At 60.7% G+C, this 19,771-nt stretch carries 15 protein-coding genes; 9 read left to right on the top strand and 6 right to left on the bottom strand.

What is annotated here, in order from left to right:
* The first annotated feature begins 47 nt into the window (after positions 1-47).
* Entirely contained in the window at positions 48-833 is a 786-nt protein-coding gene (locus AB4N80_RS18865) for an SDR family NAD(P)-dependent oxidoreductase (RefSeq protein ID WP_460090418.1), read from the top strand.
* 801 nt (positions 834-1,634) lie between these two features.
* On the opposite strand, the gene AB4N80_RS18860 is transcribed toward AB4N80_RS18865, so the two are convergent.
* The 4 genes from AB4N80_RS18860 to AB4N80_RS18845 all read right to left on the bottom strand — a co-directional run bounded on the left by AB4N80_RS18860 (position 1,635) and on the right by AB4N80_RS18845 (position 5,007).
* Positions 1,635-2,906, bottom strand: coding sequence for an OmpP1/FadL family transporter (locus AB4N80_RS18860; RefSeq protein WP_460078192.1), 1,272 nt, complete (start codon positions 2,904-2,906; stop codon positions 1,635-1,637).
* A gap of 44 nt (positions 2,907-2,950) precedes the next feature.
* On the bottom strand, positions 2,951-3,763 hold the full coding sequence (locus AB4N80_RS18855; RefSeq protein WP_305467111.1) for a thioesterase family protein: 813 nt from the start codon (positions 3,761-3,763) through the stop codon (positions 2,951-2,953).
* Positions 3,764-3,860: 97 nt separating this feature from the next.
* Positions 3,861-4,481, bottom strand: a complete 621-nt coding sequence (locus AB4N80_RS18850) for a TetR/AcrR family transcriptional regulator (RefSeq protein ID WP_122567364.1) — start codon at positions 4,479-4,481, stop codon at positions 3,861-3,863.
* Positions 4,482-4,581: 100 nt separating this feature from the next.
* Positions 4,582-5,007: a VOC family protein gene (locus AB4N80_RS18845; RefSeq protein WP_305467113.1), complete on the bottom strand. Its 426-nt coding sequence runs from the start codon at positions 5,005-5,007 to the stop codon at positions 4,582-4,584.
* A 101-nt stretch (positions 5,008-5,108) separates the two neighbouring features.
* Here AB4N80_RS18845 and AB4N80_RS18840 point away from each other — a divergent pair, with 101 nt between their 5' ends.
* From AB4N80_RS18840 to AB4N80_RS18805, 8 genes are all read left to right on the top strand, one after another.
* Positions 5,109-5,996, top strand: a complete 888-nt coding sequence (locus AB4N80_RS18840) for a LysR family transcriptional regulator (RefSeq protein WP_122567362.1) — start codon at positions 5,109-5,111, stop codon at positions 5,994-5,996.
* A 293-nt stretch (positions 5,997-6,289) separates the two neighbouring features.
* Positions 6,290-7,054 carry a substrate-binding periplasmic protein gene (locus AB4N80_RS18835; RefSeq protein WP_122567361.1) on the top strand — a complete coding sequence of 255 codons (765 nt, stop codon included), beginning with the start codon at positions 6,290-6,292 and terminating at the stop codon, positions 7,052-7,054.
* Positions 7,055-7,389: 335 nt separating this feature from the next.
* Positions 7,390-8,643 (top strand): multidrug efflux RND transporter periplasmic adaptor subunit MexE, encoded by a 1,254-nt coding sequence (gene mexE, locus AB4N80_RS18830; RefSeq protein WP_122567360.1) that lies wholly within the window; start codon positions 7,390-7,392, stop codon positions 8,641-8,643.
* 15 nt (positions 8,644-8,658) lie between these two features.
* Complete coding sequence (locus AB4N80_RS18825; protein ID WP_122567359.1) at positions 8,659-11,838, top strand: efflux RND transporter permease subunit; 3,180 nt, start codon at positions 8,659-8,661, stop codon at positions 11,836-11,838.
* Positions 11,835-13,256: an efflux transporter outer membrane subunit gene (locus tag AB4N80_RS18820; protein ID WP_305467118.1), complete on the top strand. Its 1,422-nt coding sequence runs from the start codon at positions 11,835-11,837 to the stop codon at positions 13,254-13,256. Before AB4N80_RS18825 ends, AB4N80_RS18820 begins: the two co-directional genes overlap by 4 nt.
* Before the next feature lie 330 nt (positions 13,257-13,586).
* Positions 13,587-14,645 carry a tetratricopeptide repeat protein gene (locus tag AB4N80_RS18815; protein ID WP_122567357.1) on the top strand — a complete coding sequence of 353 codons (1,059 nt, stop codon included), beginning with the start codon at positions 13,587-13,589 and terminating at the stop codon, positions 14,643-14,645.
* A 152-nt stretch (positions 14,646-14,797) separates the two neighbouring features.
* Positions 14,798-16,300: an ATPase domain-containing protein gene (locus AB4N80_RS18810; RefSeq protein ID WP_460090422.1), complete on the top strand. Its 1,503-nt coding sequence runs from the start codon at positions 14,798-14,800 to the stop codon at positions 16,298-16,300.
* The gene (locus AB4N80_RS18805) at positions 16,297-17,970 is read left to right on the top strand and encodes a response regulator (protein ID WP_460078183.1); all 1,674 of its coding nucleotides are present in this window, start codon (positions 16,297-16,299) and stop codon (positions 17,968-17,970) included. Before AB4N80_RS18810 ends, AB4N80_RS18805 begins: the two co-directional genes overlap by 4 nt.
* Before the next feature lie 145 nt (positions 17,971-18,115).
* Here the strand turns inward: AB4N80_RS18805 and AB4N80_RS18800 are convergent, their stop codons facing one another.
* Positions 18,116-18,493 carry a response regulator gene (locus tag AB4N80_RS18800; RefSeq protein ID WP_460078180.1) on the bottom strand — a complete coding sequence of 126 codons (378 nt, stop codon included), beginning with the start codon at positions 18,491-18,493 and terminating at the stop codon, positions 18,116-18,118.
* Positions 18,486-19,766 (bottom strand): hybrid sensor histidine kinase/response regulator, encoded by a 1,281-nt coding sequence (locus AB4N80_RS18795; protein ID WP_460078178.1) that lies wholly within the window; start codon positions 19,764-19,766, stop codon positions 18,486-18,488. The genes AB4N80_RS18800 and AB4N80_RS18795 overlap by 8 nt, the downstream gene beginning before the upstream one ends.
* Between the last annotated feature and the right edge of the window lie 5 nt (positions 19,767-19,771).

The following is a 19,771-nucleotide window of genomic DNA, read 5'->3' as shown; positions in this document are numbered from 1 at the left end:
AACGTTGTTCCCCTCTCTTTCAGGTTGACTAACCCGAGACCAACGATATGAAACCTAACGAACGCTCTTGGGTGCTCATCACCGGCGCCTCAAGCGGATTTGGCGAAGAGTTTGCGCGGCAATACGCGGCACAGGGAAAATCACTCGTCCTGGTGGCGCGCCGATTGGATAGGCTCGAAGCATTGTCAGCGCAGTTGCGCGAACGTTTCCACGTTGATGTGCTCGTCGAACAAGTAGACCTGTCCTCGATCCCCGCGATCATCGAACTGCATGCGCGACTGAAAGAGCGCAATATCGTGATCGATGTGCTCATCAACAATGCAGGCCATGGCTTACAGGGGCCTTTCCTGGCTCAGTCCCTGGACCACTCGCTGGCGATGATCGCCGTGGACATTGCCAGCGTGACAGCCCTGACCCACCTCTTCGCAGCTGACATGCGAATTCGGCAACGTGGACACATCCTTATGGTCGCGAGCCTGCTGTCCTTTCAGGGCGTAAAGAACTTCGCCGTTTACTCTGCCGCAAAAGCCTACGTGCTGCGCTTCTCTGAAGCGCTTCATCGCGAACTCAAAAGCGATGGCATCGCCGTGACAGCCCTTTGCCCGGGCATGTCGGACACCGGATTTGCAGAAAGCGCCAGACAAAAAATCACACCGGTTTTGAAAAGGGTGATGATGCAACCCCAGCCTGTTGTGCGCGCAGGCATCCGCGCGCTGCAAGCCAGACGCATAAGCGTCGTTCCGGGGCTTGGCAACAAGGCAATCACCGTCTTGACCTGGGCCACGCCGCGCTGGTTTCACCAGGGCCTGATGGCACGCATCATGGGTGTCTGAGCGGGCGGAGAAACTGCTTTACCCTGGAAACGTCAGGGCCGCATTTCCGAGGGGGGCGCTGCTTTTTTTGGGGTTGGATTGGGTACATATCCGTTGCTGCGGTAACGGCGGCTTAGGGTTCCGCCCTGACGGCGGGTCACTTTTGAAGAGCCCGGAAGCCGGCCCAGTCAAAAGTAACCAAAACGCTTCTGCCCCACCACTTGGTGCCTCGCCTAGGCTCGGCATGCCCTCACTCCGGCATTGCTCCGTGGGCCCGCCGCGAAGGGCCATCCATGGCCCAGCGCGGCTATCCCGGCATCCATGCCGGGATGCCCACTGCGCAATGCCTGCGTTCGGCCATCGTGGTTAACGGGGCGCCCGAGATCAACGCCCTCCCCGAGGCGGCCTGATAGCCGACCTGGTTCTTGATGGGGACCGCGTTCCTCCTGTGGGAGCGGGCTTGCTCGCGAAGAGGTCGGGACATTCAACATCTTCAACGACTGTGCCATCGCCCTCGCGAGCAGGCTCGTTCCCATACAGTTGGATTGAAGTACAGCCGCCAGAGCCAGGCCGGCTGTCAGGCCGCCTCGTTTTTGATCTTGATCTGGGGCGCCCCGTTAACCACGATGGCCGTGAGCGTTCTGCTTACTTTTGACTGGGCCGGCTTCCGGGCTTTTCAAAACTGAGCCGCCGTCAGGGCGGAGCCCTAAGCCGCCGTTACCGCAGCAACGGATATGTACCCAATCCAATCGGTCGAAACTAACGTTCCACAGCCTTAAGTGACAGCATTACCCTTCTCCCGACCTTTAGAGCGACAATCGATCAGAAGCGATAACTGACTGAAGTACCAAAACCGCTCGCGCTGTTCTTGTACTTAGAGCTGTAGGCACCTCTGGCCGGCGAGGTTTCGTTGACCCGTACGCTCTCTTCCCACAGATAAGAATAAGCAACATCGATCGTGACATCGTCCATTGGCGTCCAGCCGGCACCGAAGCTGACAATTTTTCGGTCGCCGGTAGGAATACGTGGCCCACGGTTGCTGTTGTTGGCGGGCGACTGGTCGACCGAGAAGCCTGCGCGCAGCACCCACTGATTATTCAACTGATACGACGTACCAATCGCGTGAGCCCACGTATCGTGCCAGTTCTGCTCTTCGGTAATGGTGCCCAGCGAGCCGCTCAATAAAGGCGGCAAGCCGCTGTTCTCGATGGTCAACTCCTTGAAGCGACTCCAGCGTGTCCAGGTACTGCCCGCATACAAGGTCCAATCATCGTCAAGCTGGTGAGTGACCGAGAGGTCCACGGACTCCGGGGTGTCCACATCCAGCGAAGCGTCATAGCTACGACCGCTGAGCCCTATCACGCTGAAGATGCCATTGCTGACCTTGGTCTTGGCATCCAAGTGGTAACTGACCTTGGAATGGTAGGTCAATCCCACACGGGTTCGATCCGTCGCCTGCACCAGGACACCGGCATTGAAACCGAGCGCGGTGTCGTCGCCGTTGCTTTTGAGTTTTCCGTCATTGCGGCCCGGGCTCAGTGGGTTGGGCACGGTGCCTGTTATCTCGCCACTGATACGGTTGATCGTCGGGCCTAACCCGATCGAAATCCGGTCATTGAAGGCGTAACTGATAGTGGGCTGGAACGTGAGTGTCGTGACCTCGCTTTTGTTGCCGTAGTAGCGCCCGGCAAAGTCGCTGCCGTAATCGGTAATCAGACCGAACGGCACATAGAAACCCACGCCGAACGCCCAATGTTCATCGATGGGCTTGACGTAGTAACCCATGGGCACCGTAGTCGTGGGCACGACGTCGCCGTCTTCCTGGCCGCCAAAGGTACTGCGGGTCTGGCTGATGTCATTCTTCGCGAAAAGCGTCGCTGCCCCCAGGCTGACCTGTTCTGATTTCAGGCGAGACATACCCGCGGGATTACCGAAAACGGTACTTGCGTCCTCGGCCGACGATGAGCGACCGGCAAACCCGGACCCTATCCCGCTGACGCTCTGTTCATTGAGGGCAAAACCGCTCGCGAACACATGAGAAGTGGCGAACGCAACGGCGAGGCCCACAGGGGCCTTTAGCATTATTTTTTTCATTATTGGGACTCTGGGAACGGCTGTCTGGATAAGGCTTGTTTGTGCTAGGTAAAAATGGCCACCGTCTGACGCGCCCAAAGCACGCGGCGGCCGCTTTCGTCCCATATTTCCATGTCCTGTAGCGAGTACCCTTCCAGCGCCTGCTGACTGAAAGAGCTGACAAGAAACCATTCACCGGCAACGGCTGGCTGCGGCAGGTCAATCATCCAGGACGCGGAGCTGATGGCAGCGGGTTCGGTAAAGCAGGTCATCGCGGCCGGCGGCAAACTGTCAGCCAGCGCGATCAAGGCAACTGCCGGGTCTACGCCCTGGGCATCCAGATGACGTACCCACATCAATAGTTCAGGACTGTCAGCACCGGACACCGGCAGCGAACCGCCTGCAGGACGCATCTCGAAGTTATAGGCGCAAGCCGGAGCAATCTTGCTGTCCAGCGCCAGGGTGGCGTAGCGGGACGGTCCCTCCACAAACGGCCGGCCCCAGGCGTCATGAGTAATCCTGCTCGCCCGTGGCTGGGCGAACAGCAGAACCGAGCGCAAGGCAAGATCATCGCCTGACAGGCAGTCGACGGATACCGAAGTGACTGAGCGTCCTTGGCGCAACACGCTTACTGCGAAAGTCTGGGCCTGCGTCACCGGCGCGATGAACGACACCTGCGCGGACTTGAACGGAGGGAAATCCGCCGGACGTTCCCGCAAGACCGCCTGCAGCGACAGAGCCGCTGACAAGCCACCAAACATGGTACGACCCTGCTGCCAGTTGGGCGGAGCCACAAAGGCTGCGTCCGGATCGAATTGCTGCAGCAATTTGGCAAAGCTCGTCATACCGACGCCCCAGGCTAAGAGCAGATGCGCCATGCTTATTCATGTGACCATTTATGTCAACAGTCACAATCCAGATAAATAAAAGCGGCCATCAGGCCGCAAGAATAGAAATGTGAGTCGGTGAGCAAGCTTAAGGCATGAGGCTACGCAAGATGAGATTGCAGGTGAGCGTGGGAGCCTCCTCGACGTAATCGAGGTTGTACTGCAACAACAGGGGATTGACGAACGGCCGCAGCGCCAGATGGATCGCGTCGACGGTTTCGTCCAATGGTGTCTTGCGTTCGAACTCCCCAAGTTCCCGCCCTTCACGCACGATCTGCAGTACGAAGCTCTTGATCCGCTCGTTATAGACCTGCGAACTGGGCCAACGCTCCGACGCGGAAAATGCCGCAATGTCATAGAGCTTGCGGTCATTGAAAAACAGGTTCACGCCCGTGGTGATCAGGGCCTTGACCAGACGGCGAAAGCGCTCCGTCGCTGAAAGGCCGTCTTCGCTGATGGCCTGTTCCACCGCCGCGACGATTTCGGCCAGGCACTGACTGCAGATGGCCTCGCCGATCGCCTGCTTGGAGTCGAAGAACTTGTAGATGTAGGCCTTGGAAAACCCGATGGCCTTGGCCAGGTCGGAGACCGTGGTCTTGCCATAACCGTATTGACTGAAATGCTCGTTGGCCGCCGCGACAATCTGGTTGCGAATGTCATGATCGGCTGGGCCGCGGGTACTGGGCGAAGGTAAGGATGGCTGGTTCATGGAGGCAGCTTACGCATCCTGAGGATAGTTGACAACTTGTGACCGCTCTGCAATAGCGTCACAACCTGAGCGCTACCAAGCCACCGGTATACCCTTCCTTTTATTTAGCGAAGAGCTGGCTCATATCCTTGAACGCCTTGAATTCGAGGGCATTACCGCAGGGATCGAACAGAAACATCGTGGCCTGCTCCCCCACCTGCCCTTTGAAACGTATGTACGGCTCGATGACGAACTCGGTACCAAAGGATTTCAGCCGTTCGGCCAGCGCCTCCCATTCCTGCCAGCCCAAAATGATGCCGAAGTGAGGAACAGGCACGTCGTGCCCATCTACCGGGTTGCTGTGCACGCTCTCTTGGGCAGCGGTCTTTGGCTGTTCATGGATGACCAACTGATGACCATAGAAGTTGAAGTCGACCCACTGGGCACTGGAGCGGCCCTCCTGCAATCCAAAGACTTCGCCGTAAAAGGCCCGGGCGCCTGGAAGGTCGTAAACAGGGATTGCAAGGTGGAAGGGAGAAAGGCTCATCATGGCTCCTGTTGCTTTTGTAAGGACCGGGTCATCGTAAGGCCGGGCTCGCAGCAATAAAATCAATATATATTTCTCATGAGCACAATTAATATTTGTGAATGATCAAAGAACTCAAGACCCTTATCGCCGTGGCCCGGGAAGGTACTTTCGCTGCCGCCGGGCATAAAATCGGCCTCACCCAGGCAGCTGTCAGCGCGCAGATCCAGCGCCTGGAGGCCGAACTTGGCTTCGAGATCTTCGACCGCAAAGGACGCTCGGCCCACCTCAACCGAATGGGTCACCAAATACTCTTGCAGGCGCAAGAGTTGCTACGCCTCTACGACAATCTTGGCGCAAGCCCAGCCGGACTTGCCCCCAACGTTCTGGTGAACATTGGTGCCATCGCTTCGGTGCAACGCTCTTACCTGCCTGACGCCCTCGCCCGGTTTCACCAACAGTGTCCGCAGTGCCGCACGCGGGTGCTGCCTGGCGTGTCGATGGAGTTGATCAACCTGGTGGATGCCGGTGAAATCGACATGGCCGCCATCATCCGCCCGCCTTTCTCGCTGCAAAACGATTTGTGCTGGATGACCCTGGCACTCGAGCCGTATCGACTGATCGTGCCGAGCGCGCTACCGGGCGAAGACTGGGCCAAACTGCTTGGTAGCCAACCCTTCATTCGTTATGACCGCGCCTCGTTCGGTGGTCGGCAGGTGGATCGCTTCCTGCGCAAGATGCACTTTGCCTTGCATGAAGTCAGCGAGCTGGATGAATTGGAGGCCATCATCAAGCTGGTTGAAAACGGCGTGGGTGTGGCCCTGGTGCCGCAAACCGCAACCCATCACCAATGGCCGACGGGGGTTCGCGCGCTCGACCTCGCGGAGCATACCTTCCACCGTGAGGTCGGCCTCGTCCATCGGACTCGACAGAGCGTTGCCGAACCGGCGGGGATCCTGGTGCAGCTGATTGCGGAGCACGCTCGGGTCAACGGTGGGCCAACCCCATAGTTCGCAGCGTTGGCCCCTGCCTTCTTTACCACAACCAAGCGTTGACCATCGTTGAAATTGACCGCCGTAATCCAGCATCAACTTGCAAGACTCAAGGCTTTTGTCGGCGGGATGATCTATACCTTCAGGTACACGCAGTCAGGCCAAGGCAAGAGGTTGGCGTGTCCAGATAAAACGACTGTGGCGCCCCCGCTTTAGGTGCGCTGCATCACATAAAATCGGCCTGCAGCACGCTGTTCCCGGCGCCGCCCCGTAGAATGCGCCCCACTGTCCCAATGCCTGAAGTATCGATCATGAGCCCGAGCAAACGCGTTTTGAATGTTCCCACTAAGGCGCTATCCAGGCTTTGTCTATTGATACCGCTGCTCGTTGTGCACAACACGGGCGCTGAACCCTTGGAAATTGAACTGCACATTCTCGACGCACCGCCGCTGACATTCGTCAACGACCCCAGGGGCCACGGAATCGTGGGCGATGTCGCCGTGGCGGCCATGACCAAGGCCGGATACACCGTAAAAATCCATGTGCTTCCCTGGGCCCGGGCACAGAAACACGTCAGTGAAGAACATGACCACTTGATCACCCCCCTCTCGCGCATCCCCTCTCGTGAGGATCGCTTCACCTGGATCGCCTCGATCATGCCCATGGAGCGAGCCTTTTTCAGCCTCGAACGGCGGGTGAGCAGCTTTACCCAAGCGAAAGAAACCTACCGCAAGATCGGTGTCGGCCTGGGCAGTGCACAGGAAGATATCCTGCGCAGCGAAGGGTTCAGCGATGAGCAGATCTATCCACTGGCCATCGGTGACAACCCCGCCCAGATGCTGTTGATGGGGCGTATCGATGCCTGGTTCAACGGGGTGCCGGAAAGTCGATATATCTGGCCCAAGGTGTCCAAGCGCAAGCTGCTCATGAGCACGGTTGGCAGCAGCGCCGACCTTTACCTGGCCTGTTCAAAGCAATGCTCGCCGAAAATGGTCGAGCATTTGCGCGAAGCGGTTGAAGCGCTTCGGGCGGATGGGACCGTCAAGCGGGTCCATGACCTTTATTTGCCGCAATAGAACGCAACCATCAATACATTTGATGGAAAAGAATCAAGACCCTCACTCAATCCAAGCACTCACCCAAGACTGGCGGGGTCATTGTGGCGAGGGAGCTTGCTCCCGCTGGGCTGCGTAGCAGTCCTTCTTTGTGAGCGCTTTGCGCTCAAGCGGGAGCAAGCTCCCTAGCCACAGGGTCATCGATGCTCCAAAGTGAGCATTATTGCCCGGACTAGAGCCCTCATCGATGGCTTATATCATTCTGAATGATAGTTACCTTTGCTTCATTCGATTCGTTCCTGTCTCTTGCGCCACGCATCATCCGCCCATTCTCAATACATTGGCGGATGCTATCCATGGAACATTCACTTTCAAAACTGCGTTTTCCCCTCGCGCTGCTGGCGGTGCTGGTGATGAGCGCCTGCGGCAAGACTCCTGACACGGCAGCGTCCATGCCGCCGGCCAAAGTCAGTGTGGCCAAGGTGTTGGAGCAGCCTGTCAACGAATGGGATGAGTTCACCGGCCGCCTCGAGGCGCCAGAAACCGTCGAGATCCGCCCGCGGGTTTCCGGGCAGATCGACGAAGTGGCCTTCACCGAAGGCGCGCTGGTCAAGAAAGGCGACCTGTTGTTCCAGATCGACCCACGCCCCTTCCAGGCTGAAGTCCGTCGTCTCGAAGCCCAACTGGCCCAAGCCCGCGCCACCGCCACCCGCAGCGAGAACGAAGCCCAGCGTGGTGAACGCCTGCGCTTGAGCAACGCCATTTCCGCCGAGCTGGCGGATTCGCGCACCAGCGCCGCCCAGGAGGCCCGTGCCGCCGCCGCGGCCATCCAGGCGCAGTTGGATCTGGCCAAGCTGAACCTGAGCTTCACCCGTGTCACCTCGCCCATCAGTGGTCGCGTCAGCCGGGCGGCCATCACCGCCGGCAACCTGGTGACCGCCGATGTCACGCCGCTGACCAGCGTCGTGTCCACCGACAAGGTCTACGCCTACTTCGACGCCGACGAGCGTGTCTTCCTCAAGTACACCCAACTCGCCCGCCAGGGCCAGCGCGGCCAGGCCACGCCGGTCTACATGGGCCTGTCCAACGAGGACGGCAATCCGCACCTGGGCCAGATGAACTTCGTCGACAACCAGGTCAACCCGCAAACCGGCACCATCCGTGGTCGCGCCGTGTTCGACAACAAGGATGGCGCCTACACCCCTGGGCTGTACGCCCGCCTGAAGCTGGTGGGCAGCGGCACCTACGCCGCCGTGCTGATCAACGACGAAGCCGTGGGCACCGACCTGGGCAAGAAGTTCGTGCTGGTGATGGACGCCGACAACAAGCCGGCCTACCGCGCCGTCGAGCTTGGGCCGAAGATCGAAGGGCTGCGCATCGTGCGCAGCGGCCTGAGCAAGGACGACACCATCATCGTCAAGGGGCTGCAACGGGCTCGTCCGGGCGCACCGGTCACGCCTGAAACCGTGCCGATGGCCAGCGACGAAACCATTGCCGCCCTGGCACAACAACGTAAAGCGCTCGAAGCCAGCAACCTGCCCCAAGTCGCGCCATCCAAGGCTGCGTCAAGCTCGGCAGGCAAACTGGCCGCTGCGACCCCACGCGGTTAAGGGACTGAATCCAAGATGAAATTTTCCCAGTTCTTCATTTCGCGGCCGATCTTCGCAGCGGTGCTTTCGCTGCTGATCCTGATCGCCGGTGCCATCTCGCTGTTCCAGCTACCGATCAGCGAATACCCGGAAGTCGTGCCGCCGACCGTGGTCGTACGCGCCAACTTCCCGGGCGCCAACCCCAAGGTCATCGGCGAAACCGTGGCCGCGCCCCTGGAACAAGCCATCACTGGCGTCGAGAACATGCTGTACATGTCCTCGCAGTCCACCGCTGACGGCAAGATCACCCTGACCATCACCTTCGCACTGGGCACCGACCTGGACAACGCCCAGGTGCAGGTGCAGAACCGCGTCACCCGGACCGAGCCCAAGCTGCCGGAAGAAGTGACCCGGATCGGCATCACGGTGGACAAGGCATCGCCCGACCTGACCATGGTCGTGCACTTGACCTCGCCGGACAAACGCTACGACATGCTCTACCTGTCCAACTACGCCCTGCTCAACATCAAGGATGAGCTGGCGCGCCTGGGCGGCGTGGGTGACGTGCAACTGTTCGGCATGGGCGACTACTCCCTGCGGGTCTGGCTGGACCCGAACAAGACCGCTTCGCGCAACCTGACTGCCACCGACGTGGTCACCGCGATCCGTGAACAGAACCGCCAGGTCGCCGCCGGTGCCCTGGGTGCGCCGCCGGCGCCGAACGCCCAGGCCTTCCAGCTCTCGATCAACACCCAGGGTCGCCTGGTGAATGAGGAAGAGTTCGAGAACATCATCATCCGTTCCGGTGCCAACGGTGAGATCACTCGCCTGAAAGACATCGCCCGGGTGGAGTTGGGTTCCAGCCAATATGCCCTGCGCTCACTGCTGGACAACCAGCCGGCGGTGGCGATCCCGATCTTCCAGCGCCCAGGCTCCAACGCCATCCAGATCTCCAACGACGTTCGCGAGAAGATGGACGAGCTGAAGAAAGGCTTCCCGGCCGGGATGGACTACAGCATCGTTTATGACCCGACGATCTTCGTCCGGGGCTCCATCGAAGCGGTGGTCCACACCCTGTTCGAAGCCCTGATTCTCGTGGTGCTGGTCGTTATCCTGTTCCTGCAGACCTGGCGCGCCTCGATCATTCCGTTGGTGGCGGTGCCGGTTTCGCTGATCGGTACGTTCGCGGTGATGCACCTGTTCGGCTTCTCGTTGAACGCCCTGTCGCTGTTCGGCCTGGTCCTGGCGATCGGTATCGTGGTGGACGACGCCATCGTGGTGGTGGAGAACGTCGAGCGAAACATTGGCCTGGGACTCACACCGGTGGAAGCCACCAAACGCGCCATGGGCGAAGTGACCGGACCGATCATCGCCACGGCGCTGGTGCTGTGTGCGGTGTTCGTGCCCGCGGCCTTCATCAGTGGCTTGACCGGACAGTTCTATAAGCAGTTCGCCTTGACCATTGCCATCTCGACGGTGATCTCGGCCTTCAACTCCCTGACCCTGTCGCCGGCCCTGGCAGCGGTGTTGCTCAAGAGCCATGACGCGCCCAAGGACCGTTTCTCGCGGTTCCTGGACAAGATTTTCGGTGGCTGGCTGTTCCGTCCGTTCAACCGTTTCTTCGACCGCGCCAGCCACAGCTACGTGGGCACCGTGGGCCGCGTGATCCGCAGCAGCGGGATTGCCCTGATTGTTTACGCAGGCTTGATGGTGTTGACCTTCTTCGGTTTCTCCAACACGCCGACCGGTTTCGTTCCCGGCCAGGACAAGCAATACCTGGTGGCTTTCGCCCAACTGCCGGATGCCGCGAGCCTGGATCGTACCGAAGACGTGATCAAGCGCATGTCCGACCTGGCCCTCAAGCAACCGGGTGTTGAAAGCGCGGTGGCGTTCCCGGGCCTGTCCATCAACGGTTTCACCAACAGCCCGAACGCCGGCATCGTGTTCGTGACCCTCAAGCCCTTCGACGAGCGCAAGGATCCGAGCATGTCGGCCGGCGCCATCGCCGGTGCCTTGAACGGCCAGTACTCGGAAATCCAGGAAGCCTACATGGCGATCTTCCCGCCGCCGCCGGTACAGGGCCTGGGCACGATCGGTGGTTTCCGCCTGCAAATCGAGGACCGGGGCAACCTGGGCTACGACGAGCTGTACAAAGAAACCATGAACATCATTACCAAGAGCCACAGCGTGCCGGAACTGGCCGGGTTGTTCACCAGCTACACCGTGAACGTGCCCCAGGTCGATGCCGCCATCGACCGTGAAAAAGCCAAGACCCACGGCGTGGCCGTCAGCGACATCTTCGACACCCTGCAGATCTACCTGGGCTCGCTGTATGCCAACGACTTCAACCGCTTCGGGCGCACCTACCAGGTCAACGTCCAGGCCGAGCAACAGTTCCGCCTCGAGTCGGACCAGATCGGCCAGCTCAAGGTGCGCAACAACCGTGGCGAGATGATCCCGCTGGCGACCTTCATCAAGGTCAGCGACACCTCGGGCCCCGATCGCGTGATGCACTACAACGGCTTCATCACCGCTGAAATCAATGGCGCTGCCGCCCCGGGCTACAGCTCCGGCCAGGCTGAAAAGGCCATCGAGAAACTGCTCAAGGACGAACTGCCCAACGGCATGACGTACGAGTGGACCGACCTGACGTACCAGCAGATCCTCTCGGGCAACACCGCGCTGTTCGTGTTCCCGCTCTGCGTATTGCTGGCGTTCCTGGTGCTCGCGGCACAATACGAAAGCTGGAGCCTGCCATTGGCGGTGATCCTGATCGTACCGATGACCCTGCTGTCGGCGATTACCGGGGTGATTCTCTCCGGTGGCGACAACAACATCTTTACCCAGATCGGCTTGATCGTACTGGTGGGGCTTGCCTGCAAGAACGCGATTCTGATCGTCGAGTTCGCCAAGGATAAACAGCTTGAAGGCATGAGCCCGCTGGCGGCGGTCCTTGAAGCGTGCCGCCTGCGTCTGCGGCCGATCCTGATGACCTCCTTCGCCTTCATCATGGGCGTGGTGCCCCTGGTGTTCTCCAGCGGCGCAGGTGCGGAAATGCGTCATGCCATGGGTGTGGCGGTGTTCTCCGGGATGCTCGGCGTGACCTTCTTCGGCCTGCTGCTCACCCCCGTGTTCTATGTACTGATTCGCAACTTCGTCGAGCGCAGCGAGGCCCGCAAGGCGGCCCGGGCTTTGAAACTGGAGGCGCAACAATGAGTTTGAAAGCGTTCATGCCGAGCTTGCTGGTGTTGGCACTGAGTGCCTGCGCCGTGGGCCCGGACTACAAGGCACCACAAACGGAGGCGGCGACTATCACCACCGCCACCGACGGCGCCGCCGGCCAGAAGAATTTCGACCGCGCCCGTTTCGAAGGTGTCTGGTGGCAGCAGTTCGACGACCCGACCCTCAATGCGTTGGTGACCCGCTCCCTGGAAGGCAACCGCGAGTTGCGCGTGGCCTTCGCCCGCTTGCGGGCCGCCCGGGCGATTCGCGATGACGCCAGCAATGACGTCATGCCGACCATCACCAGCCGTGCGAGCAGCGACCTGGGCAAAGGCCAGATTCCAGGGCAGACCACCGACCGGGTCAACACCGAGCGTTATGACCTGGGCCTGGACATGGCCTGGGAGCTGGACCTGTTCGGACGCATCCGGCGTAACCTGGAAGCCACCAATGCCGATCAGCAGGCCGTCGAAGCCGACCTCTATCAGTTGCAGGTGACGATGATCGCCGAACTGGTGGACGCCTACGGTCAATTGCGCGGCGCGCAACTGCGGGAAAAGATCGCCCTGGCGAACCTCAAGAACCAGCAGGATTCGCGCAAGATCACTGAAAGCCTGCGCGATGCCGGCGTCGGTGACCAGCTCGACGTGGTCCGTGCCGATGCGCGCCTGGCCTCTGTTGAAGCCAGCGTGCCGCAACTGCAGGCCGAACAGGTGCGCCAACGCAATCGCATCGCCACGCTGCTGGGTGAACGCCCGGACAAACTCAGCGTGGATCTGAGCCCGAAACAGTTGCCGGCCATCGCCAAAGCCCTGCCCATCGGCGATCCGGGTGAACTGCTGCAACGGCGCCCGGACATTCTCAGTGCCGAACGCCAACTGGCCGCCGCCACGGCGCGCATCGGCGTGGCCAAGGCCGACTTGTTCCCACGGGTCAGCCTGAGCGGTTTCCTCGGTTTCACGGCTGGACGCGGTTCGCAAATTGGCTCCTCGGCCGCCAACGCCTGGGCGCTAGGCCCGAGCATTACCTGGGCGGCTTTCGACCTGGGCAGTGTGCGAGCTCGCCTGCGCGGTGCCGACGCCGAAGCCGATGGCGCCCTGGCGACCTACGAACAGCAAGTGCTGCTGGCCCTGGAAGAATCGGAAAACGCCTTCAGCGACTACGGCAAGCGCCAGCAACGGCTGATTTCGCTGATCCGTCAAAGTGAATCGAGCCGCGCCGCCGCCGACCTGGCCGAGATTCGCTACCGCGAAGGCACCGTGGACTTCCTCGTGCTGCTCGACGCCCAACGTGAACGCCTGGCCGCCGAAGACACCCAGGCCCAGGCCGAAGTGGACCTGTACCGCGGCATCGTCGCGATCTACAAGGCCTTGGGTGGCGGCTGGAAACCGGAAACCGTCGCCAGCAACTGACACTGTCCTGCTCAACCGAGCTCCTTTGGTTGGCCGCAACCAGCCAAATTTTTGCCCCGCGTCTCATGGACGCGGGGCTTTTTTTTCGCTTGCCGCTGACCTCCACCTCCTCCTGTGGGAGAGCCCTGTGGGAGCAAAGCTTGCTCGCGATAGCGACGGGTCAGTTGCGCTGATGCTAAATGTGCCACCCTCATCGCGGGCAAGCCTTGCTCCCACATTGACTTGGGCAAGCTTTACCCAGGGCGCGTGAGATGTGTCACAAGGTTTGACTCAGGCCCCCACCTGACCGAAGCTTGCGACATTTCACGCTTCTGGTAATGGATTCCCTGCATGCCCTCGCCTCGCCGCCGCTATCTGCTCCTCAGCCTCTGTGTACTGTTGTTGATCGGTCTTGTCGCGGTGTGGCTGCGCAGCACCACCCCGCAAATCCCCGAAGCGATCAAGCGTGGCTACAGCGAAGCCTTGGAAAACGCCCGCAACGGCCAGCCGGGGGCGGCGCGGATGCTTTACCAGCAACTGGGGCGTCCGGACCTCTCGCCCAAGCGCCGTGTGTGGCTGCACGCAGAACTGCCCAACTACCCCAGTCCGCAAGCCCTGAAACTGGCGGACGCGGACCTGCACAGCGAATCACCGGACGTGCGTCGGGCCGCCATCGGCAGCGTGGTCGGGCTGGTGCCGACGGGGCAGCGCAGCCTGTTGCTCGGCCCGCTTCTGGATGATGACGACCCGAACGTCCGGTTCGCGGCCGTGAATGCGCTGCTGGGCCTGTCGCCGGATGACCTCGGCTTGTATTTCGGTGCGATGCAGATCGCCATCGACACCTGGGAGCAGGTGCTCGAGGACGGTCCGAAAACCGCGGAGTCCCACTACCAGCTCGCCCGGCTGCACCTGCACAATGCCGAATTGAAGAAAGCCCAACTGGCCCTTGAGCAGGCCTTGCGCCTGCAACCGGACAATCTCCCGGCGTTGGTGATGCAGATCGAAGTGCTGGACAAACAAGGCCAGGGCGAAGCCGCACGACAATTGCTCGCCCGACAGTTGCAAACCCAGCCAGCGTCGGCTTATCTGCAACATGCGCTGGGCATGTGGCTGCTGCAACACGGCCAGAGCGAGTATGCAGTGCTCGGCCTGGCCAAAGCCGTGGAACTGGAACCCGAGAACCGGCATTACCGCTATGACCTGGCGACCACCCTGCATGCCGAGCAGGAAGTGGAAGCCGCGCAGAAACAGTTGCAGGAAATCGTCCAGCGCTACCCCGCCGACCGCAAGGCACGGGTGTTGCTGATCAACTATTGGAAGGAAACCGGTCAGTTGCAGAACGTTCAGATCCTGTTGGCGCAACTGGAACAGCTGAACCCCGATGACCCGGCCCTGCAACAAGGTCTGTAGGTCTCTCATTGCACGCCAAAAGTTGTGCAGCACACCGCGTTTTGTCGATGTAAGCGGAACCGCCATCACCGCCAAAGGTCAAGTGTTCAGGCAGTTGATTTCAGGCGTTACCCCGCCTGCTGCCCACTTCCCTAGTCATGAGAGGGCTATTTTTGTCTACATCTAACGAGTTGATCAGTGCAAAAGCCGCCACCGGCATCGAAGGACTGGACGATGTCCTTTCCGGTGGTTTGTCCCGCAGCCATGTGTTCCTGCTCGAGGGGGAACCGGGGACTGGTAAGACCACGGTCGCGCTGCATTTTCTGTTAGCCGGCGCCAAGGCTGGCGAGCGCTCGTTGTACATCACGCTCTCGGAAACCGAGCGTGAACTGCGCCAGGGCGCGGCCTCCCACGGGTGGACGCTGGATGACAATATTCATATTTTCGAGCTGACCCCACCCGAAAGCCTGCTCAATGCCGAGCACCAGCAGAGCCTGCTGTACTCCTCGGACCTGGAACTGGGCGAAGCGACGCGGCAGATTTTCGAAGTGGTCGAACGGGTCAAACCGACCCGGGTCGTGCTCGACAGCCTGTCGGAGATCCGCCTGCTGGCGCAAAGCTCCCTGCGCTATCGTCGCCAGATCCTGGCGATCAAGCATTATTTCGTGCGCTACGACGCCACGGTCCTGTTGCTCGACGACCTGACCACCGAATCCCTGGACAAGACCGTGCACAGCGTCGCCCACGGGGTGATTCGCCTGGAAGAACTGACCCCCAACTACGGCGCCGAACGGCGGCGGATCCGGGTGGTCAAGTACCGCGGGCAGAAATACCGCGGCGGTTACCATGACTTCACCATCATGGGCGACGGCGTGCACGTCTTCCCGCGCCTGGTGGCCGCCGAGCACCGCGGACAGTACCTGCGCCAACAACTCTCCAGTGGCATCGGCGAAATGGATGCGCTGCTGGGCGGCGGTATCGAGACCGGTTCCAGCACCTTGATCCTGGGCCCTGCGGGTACCGGCAAGTCGCTGATCGCGCTGATTTTTGCCGCAGCCGCCGTGCATCGCGGCGAGAAGGCCGCGCTGTTCATCTTCGACGAAGAACTGGGCTTGCTGTTCGAGCGCATGAAAAACATCGGCATCGATCTGCAGGCGCTACTGGAGACCGGCAACCTGCTGATCGAACAGGTGGACGCCGCCGAATTGTCCCCCGGCGAGTTTTCCCACCGCGTGCGCCGTTGCGTCGATGAAGGCAACATCAAGACCGTGGTCATCGACAGTATCAACGGCTACCAGGCGGCCATGCCGGAAGAGAACGCCCTGGTGCTGCACATGCATGAATTGCTGCTCTACCTCAACCGCAAGGGCGCGGCGACCTTCATGACCGTCGCCCAGCACGGCCTGGTCGGCGACATGCAGGCGCCCGTGGACATTACTTACCTGGCCGACACGGTGATTCTGTTGCGTTATTTCGAAGCACTGGGCAAGGTTCGCCGGGCGATTTCCATCATCAAGAAACGCACCGGCAGCCACGAGTCGACCATCCGCGAATACCGCATCAGCGGCCAGGGCATGACCATTGGCGAACCGCTGGAGGCGTTCCAAGGCGTCTTGCGCGGGGTCCCCACTTACATGGGCGAGAGCAACCCGCTGCTCAAGGATGAAACCCGGTGACGCTGGCCGAGCCCCTGTCCGAGCGGGCGCTGATCCTCGCACCGCTGGGACGGGACAGCCAGATCGCCTTGATGATCCTCAACGAGGCCGGTTTTGCCGGCCTCATCTGCCGCCACCTGGGCCATTTGTGCGAAGAGCTGGAAAGCGGTGCTGGCCTGCTGGTGATTTCTTCGGAAGCCTTGGTAGGGCCCGACCTGGAAACGCTGTTCCTGCAAATCGAACAGCAGCCGGCCTGGTCCGATTTGCCCATTGTCTTGCTGACCCATCACGGCGGCCCGGAACAGAACCCGGCGGCCCGTATCGGTATGCAACTGGGCAACGTGACCTTCCTCGAGCGCCCGTTCCACCCTGTGACCCTGATCAGTCTGGTGACCACCGCCCTGCGGGGTCGCCGAAGGCAGTACGAAGCCCGCGACCGCCTGATCGACCTGAGCAACAGCGAACTGCGCCTGCAAACCACCCTTGAAACCCTCGAGCAGCAGGTAGAAGAACGTACCGCCCAGTTGCGCCACAACGAAGAAGCCCTGCGCCAGTCGCAAAAAATGGAAGCGGTCGGCCAGTTGACCGGCGGTATCGCCCACGACTTCAACAACATGCTCACCGGGATCATCGGCAGCCTCGAACTGCTGCGCCGACGCCTGGCCCGTGGCCGTACCGAGGACCTGGACAGCCTGATCGACCTGGGCGTGACCTCGGCCAACCGCGCCGCCGGCCTGACCCATCGCCTGCTGGCGTTTTCCCGACGGCAATCGCTGGACTCCAAGGCCGTCCAGATGAATACGCTGGTGCTGTCCATGGGCGAGCTGCTGCAACGCAGCCTCAACGAAAGCATTCGCCTGGACATGCGGCTGGACGAACAGCTCTGGGTTGCAGAGGCCGACCCCAACCAACTGGAAAGCGCCCTGCTCAACCTGGTGCTCAACGCCCGGGATGCCATGCCCAACGGCGGAAACCTGGTGGTGCAGACCTGCAACCGGCACTTGGACGCCGACTTCACCGCTGCCTACACCAACCTGGAGCCCGGCGACTATGTGGTGCTGAGCGTGCAGGACACCGGTTGCGGCATGCCCGAAGCGGTGATCGGCCGCGCGTTCGACCCGTTCTTCACCACCAAGCCGATCGGCCAGGGCACCGGGTTGGGCCTGTCGATGATCTATGGCTTCAGCAAGCAATCCCGTGGCCATGTGACCATCGACAGCGAAGTCGACAAGGGCACCACCGTCAACCTTTACCTGCCGCGCTTTCGCGGCGAAGAAATACACGAGCCCCAGGTCACCACCCAGCACGCGCCGCATGCGCAGGACGGTGAAACCGTGCTGATCGTCGAGGACGATCCGGCGGTGCGGGTGCTGGTGAGCGCAGTGTTGAGCGAACTGGGCTATGCCTTCGTGGAGGCGGCGGACGCCAACGGCGCGTTGCCGATTCTCCAGTCAGGCCAACGCATCGACTTGCTGATCAGCGACGTCGGCCTGCCCGGCATGAACGGTCGGCAGCTGGCGGAAATCGGCCGACAGGTCCGCCCGGAGCTGCGGGTGCTGTTCATCACCGGCTACGCCGAACATGCGGCAGTACGCGGCGGCTTCCTTGACCCGGGGATGCAGATGATCACCAAACCGTTCACGTTTGATTTGTTGACGGCAAAGGTGCGGGAGATGATCAAGGTTCCTTGATTCTGTAGGAAGGGCCTTGATTCTGTGGGAGCAAAGCTTGCTCGCGATGAAGTCGCCTCGGTTTCAGAAAGACCGAGTAGCCCTCATCGCGGGCAAGCCTTGCTCCCACAGATGCCTTGCTCAATCCAAACAATACTTTTGAAACCTACGACAACATCGACTGCATGATGCGTTGCAGCTCATCCAGGTCGAACGGTTTGTCCAGGATCGGGGCCTTGCGGGTAATGGGGCTATCGGTGTCGCGCACTTCCTGCGCGTAGCCACTGATGAAGATGACCTTCAGTTCGGGACGCAACTTGACCGCAGGTTCGGCGATCTGCACCCCGGAGATACCGCCCGGCAGGCGGAAGTCGGTAATCATCATGTCCAGATGGGGCTTGCTCGCCAGGATCTCGAACGCCTGCTCACCGTTTCCGGCCTGAAGCACCCGGTATCCCTCGCCCGACAGGTAGGCCGACAGCACCATCAGGATCGACGGGTCATCCTCGACGATCAATACAACATCTTGCGCATCTTCACTCATGAGAAGCCTTTGTTCGATCAATAGCTGCTGATACGACCTTAGGGTCTCTCAGAGGTTGCGTCTGTTCGGCGGTTTTGTCCAAGACAGTTTTCTGCAAGGGCAGGCAAACACGGAACAACGCGCCTTCATTGAGGCGACTGTCGACCGTGATCGTCCCGCCATGGGCCGAGACAATCTGCTCGGAAATGAACAGCCCCAACCCCAAGCCTGAAGCAGCCGCCTTGGACGATACGCGCTCGAACTGCTGGAAGATGCGTTTCTGGTTCTCCTCGCTGATGCCGATGCCGTGGTCCTGGACCTCGATGCAGGCATGCTCGGGCGTCTTGAAGACGCGCACTTCGATCGGGCTCTTGCCACCGTAACGCAGCGCATTGGTCAACAGGTTCGACACCACCTGCTCGATACGAAACTCGTCCCACAGTCCCTCCACGGCCGGCTCAGCGGTGCAGGTCAACGAACACTCGGCGACGGCAATCTGCGGCTGGAAGTTGCGCAGCAGGTTTTCCACCAGTGCCGTCAAGTTGAAGCGGGTCGGACGGATCGACAGCTTGCCGGTACGGATCCGCGACACATCCAGCATGTCCTCGATCAGCCGGATCAGGCTCTTGATCTGGCGCTCGTCGCGCTCGACCATCGCCCGCACCTTGTCCAGGCTGAAGGCCGCGGCATTGTCCCGGGCCAGGTGCATCTTGCGCAGCTGGGTCTCGAGAATGAGGCCATTGAGGGGGGTACGTACCTCGTGGGCGACGATGGACATGAAGTCGTCACGCATGCGCACCGCCTGCTCCAGCTCGCCGCGGGTGACCTCCAGTTGCTGCAACAGGATCTCCTGCTCTCGACGACTCTGTTCGAGGGCCACGACTTGCTCCTTCATGGCCTTTCGTTGGCGATACAGCTCGACGAACACATTGACCTTGCTCTTGACGGCCTGGGTGTCCAGCGGCTTGTGCAGGAAGTCCACCGCGCCGTTTTCATAACCGGTGAAGGCATAGTTGCGCTCACGACCGGCGGCGCTGACGAAAATGATCGGGATGCTGCGGGTCTTCTCCGTGCCCCGCATCAGCTCGGCCAGCCCGAAACCGTTCATCTCGGGCATCTGCACATCGATGATGGCCAGGGCAAAGTCGTGTTGCAGCAACAGGGACAGTGCTTCGTCCGCCGACAGGGCCTTGAAGACCTCGCGGTCGTCCCCCCTGATCAACGCTTCCAGGGCCAACAGATTCTCAGGCAGATCGTCGACGATCAGCAGTTTGGCTTGAATATCTCTTGGCATGTGGT

Source organism: Pseudomonas sp. H3_A02, assembly GCF_054671965.1.
Note: the sequence above shows the minus strand (reverse complement) of the source record. Positions and strands in the feature narration are given on the sequence as shown.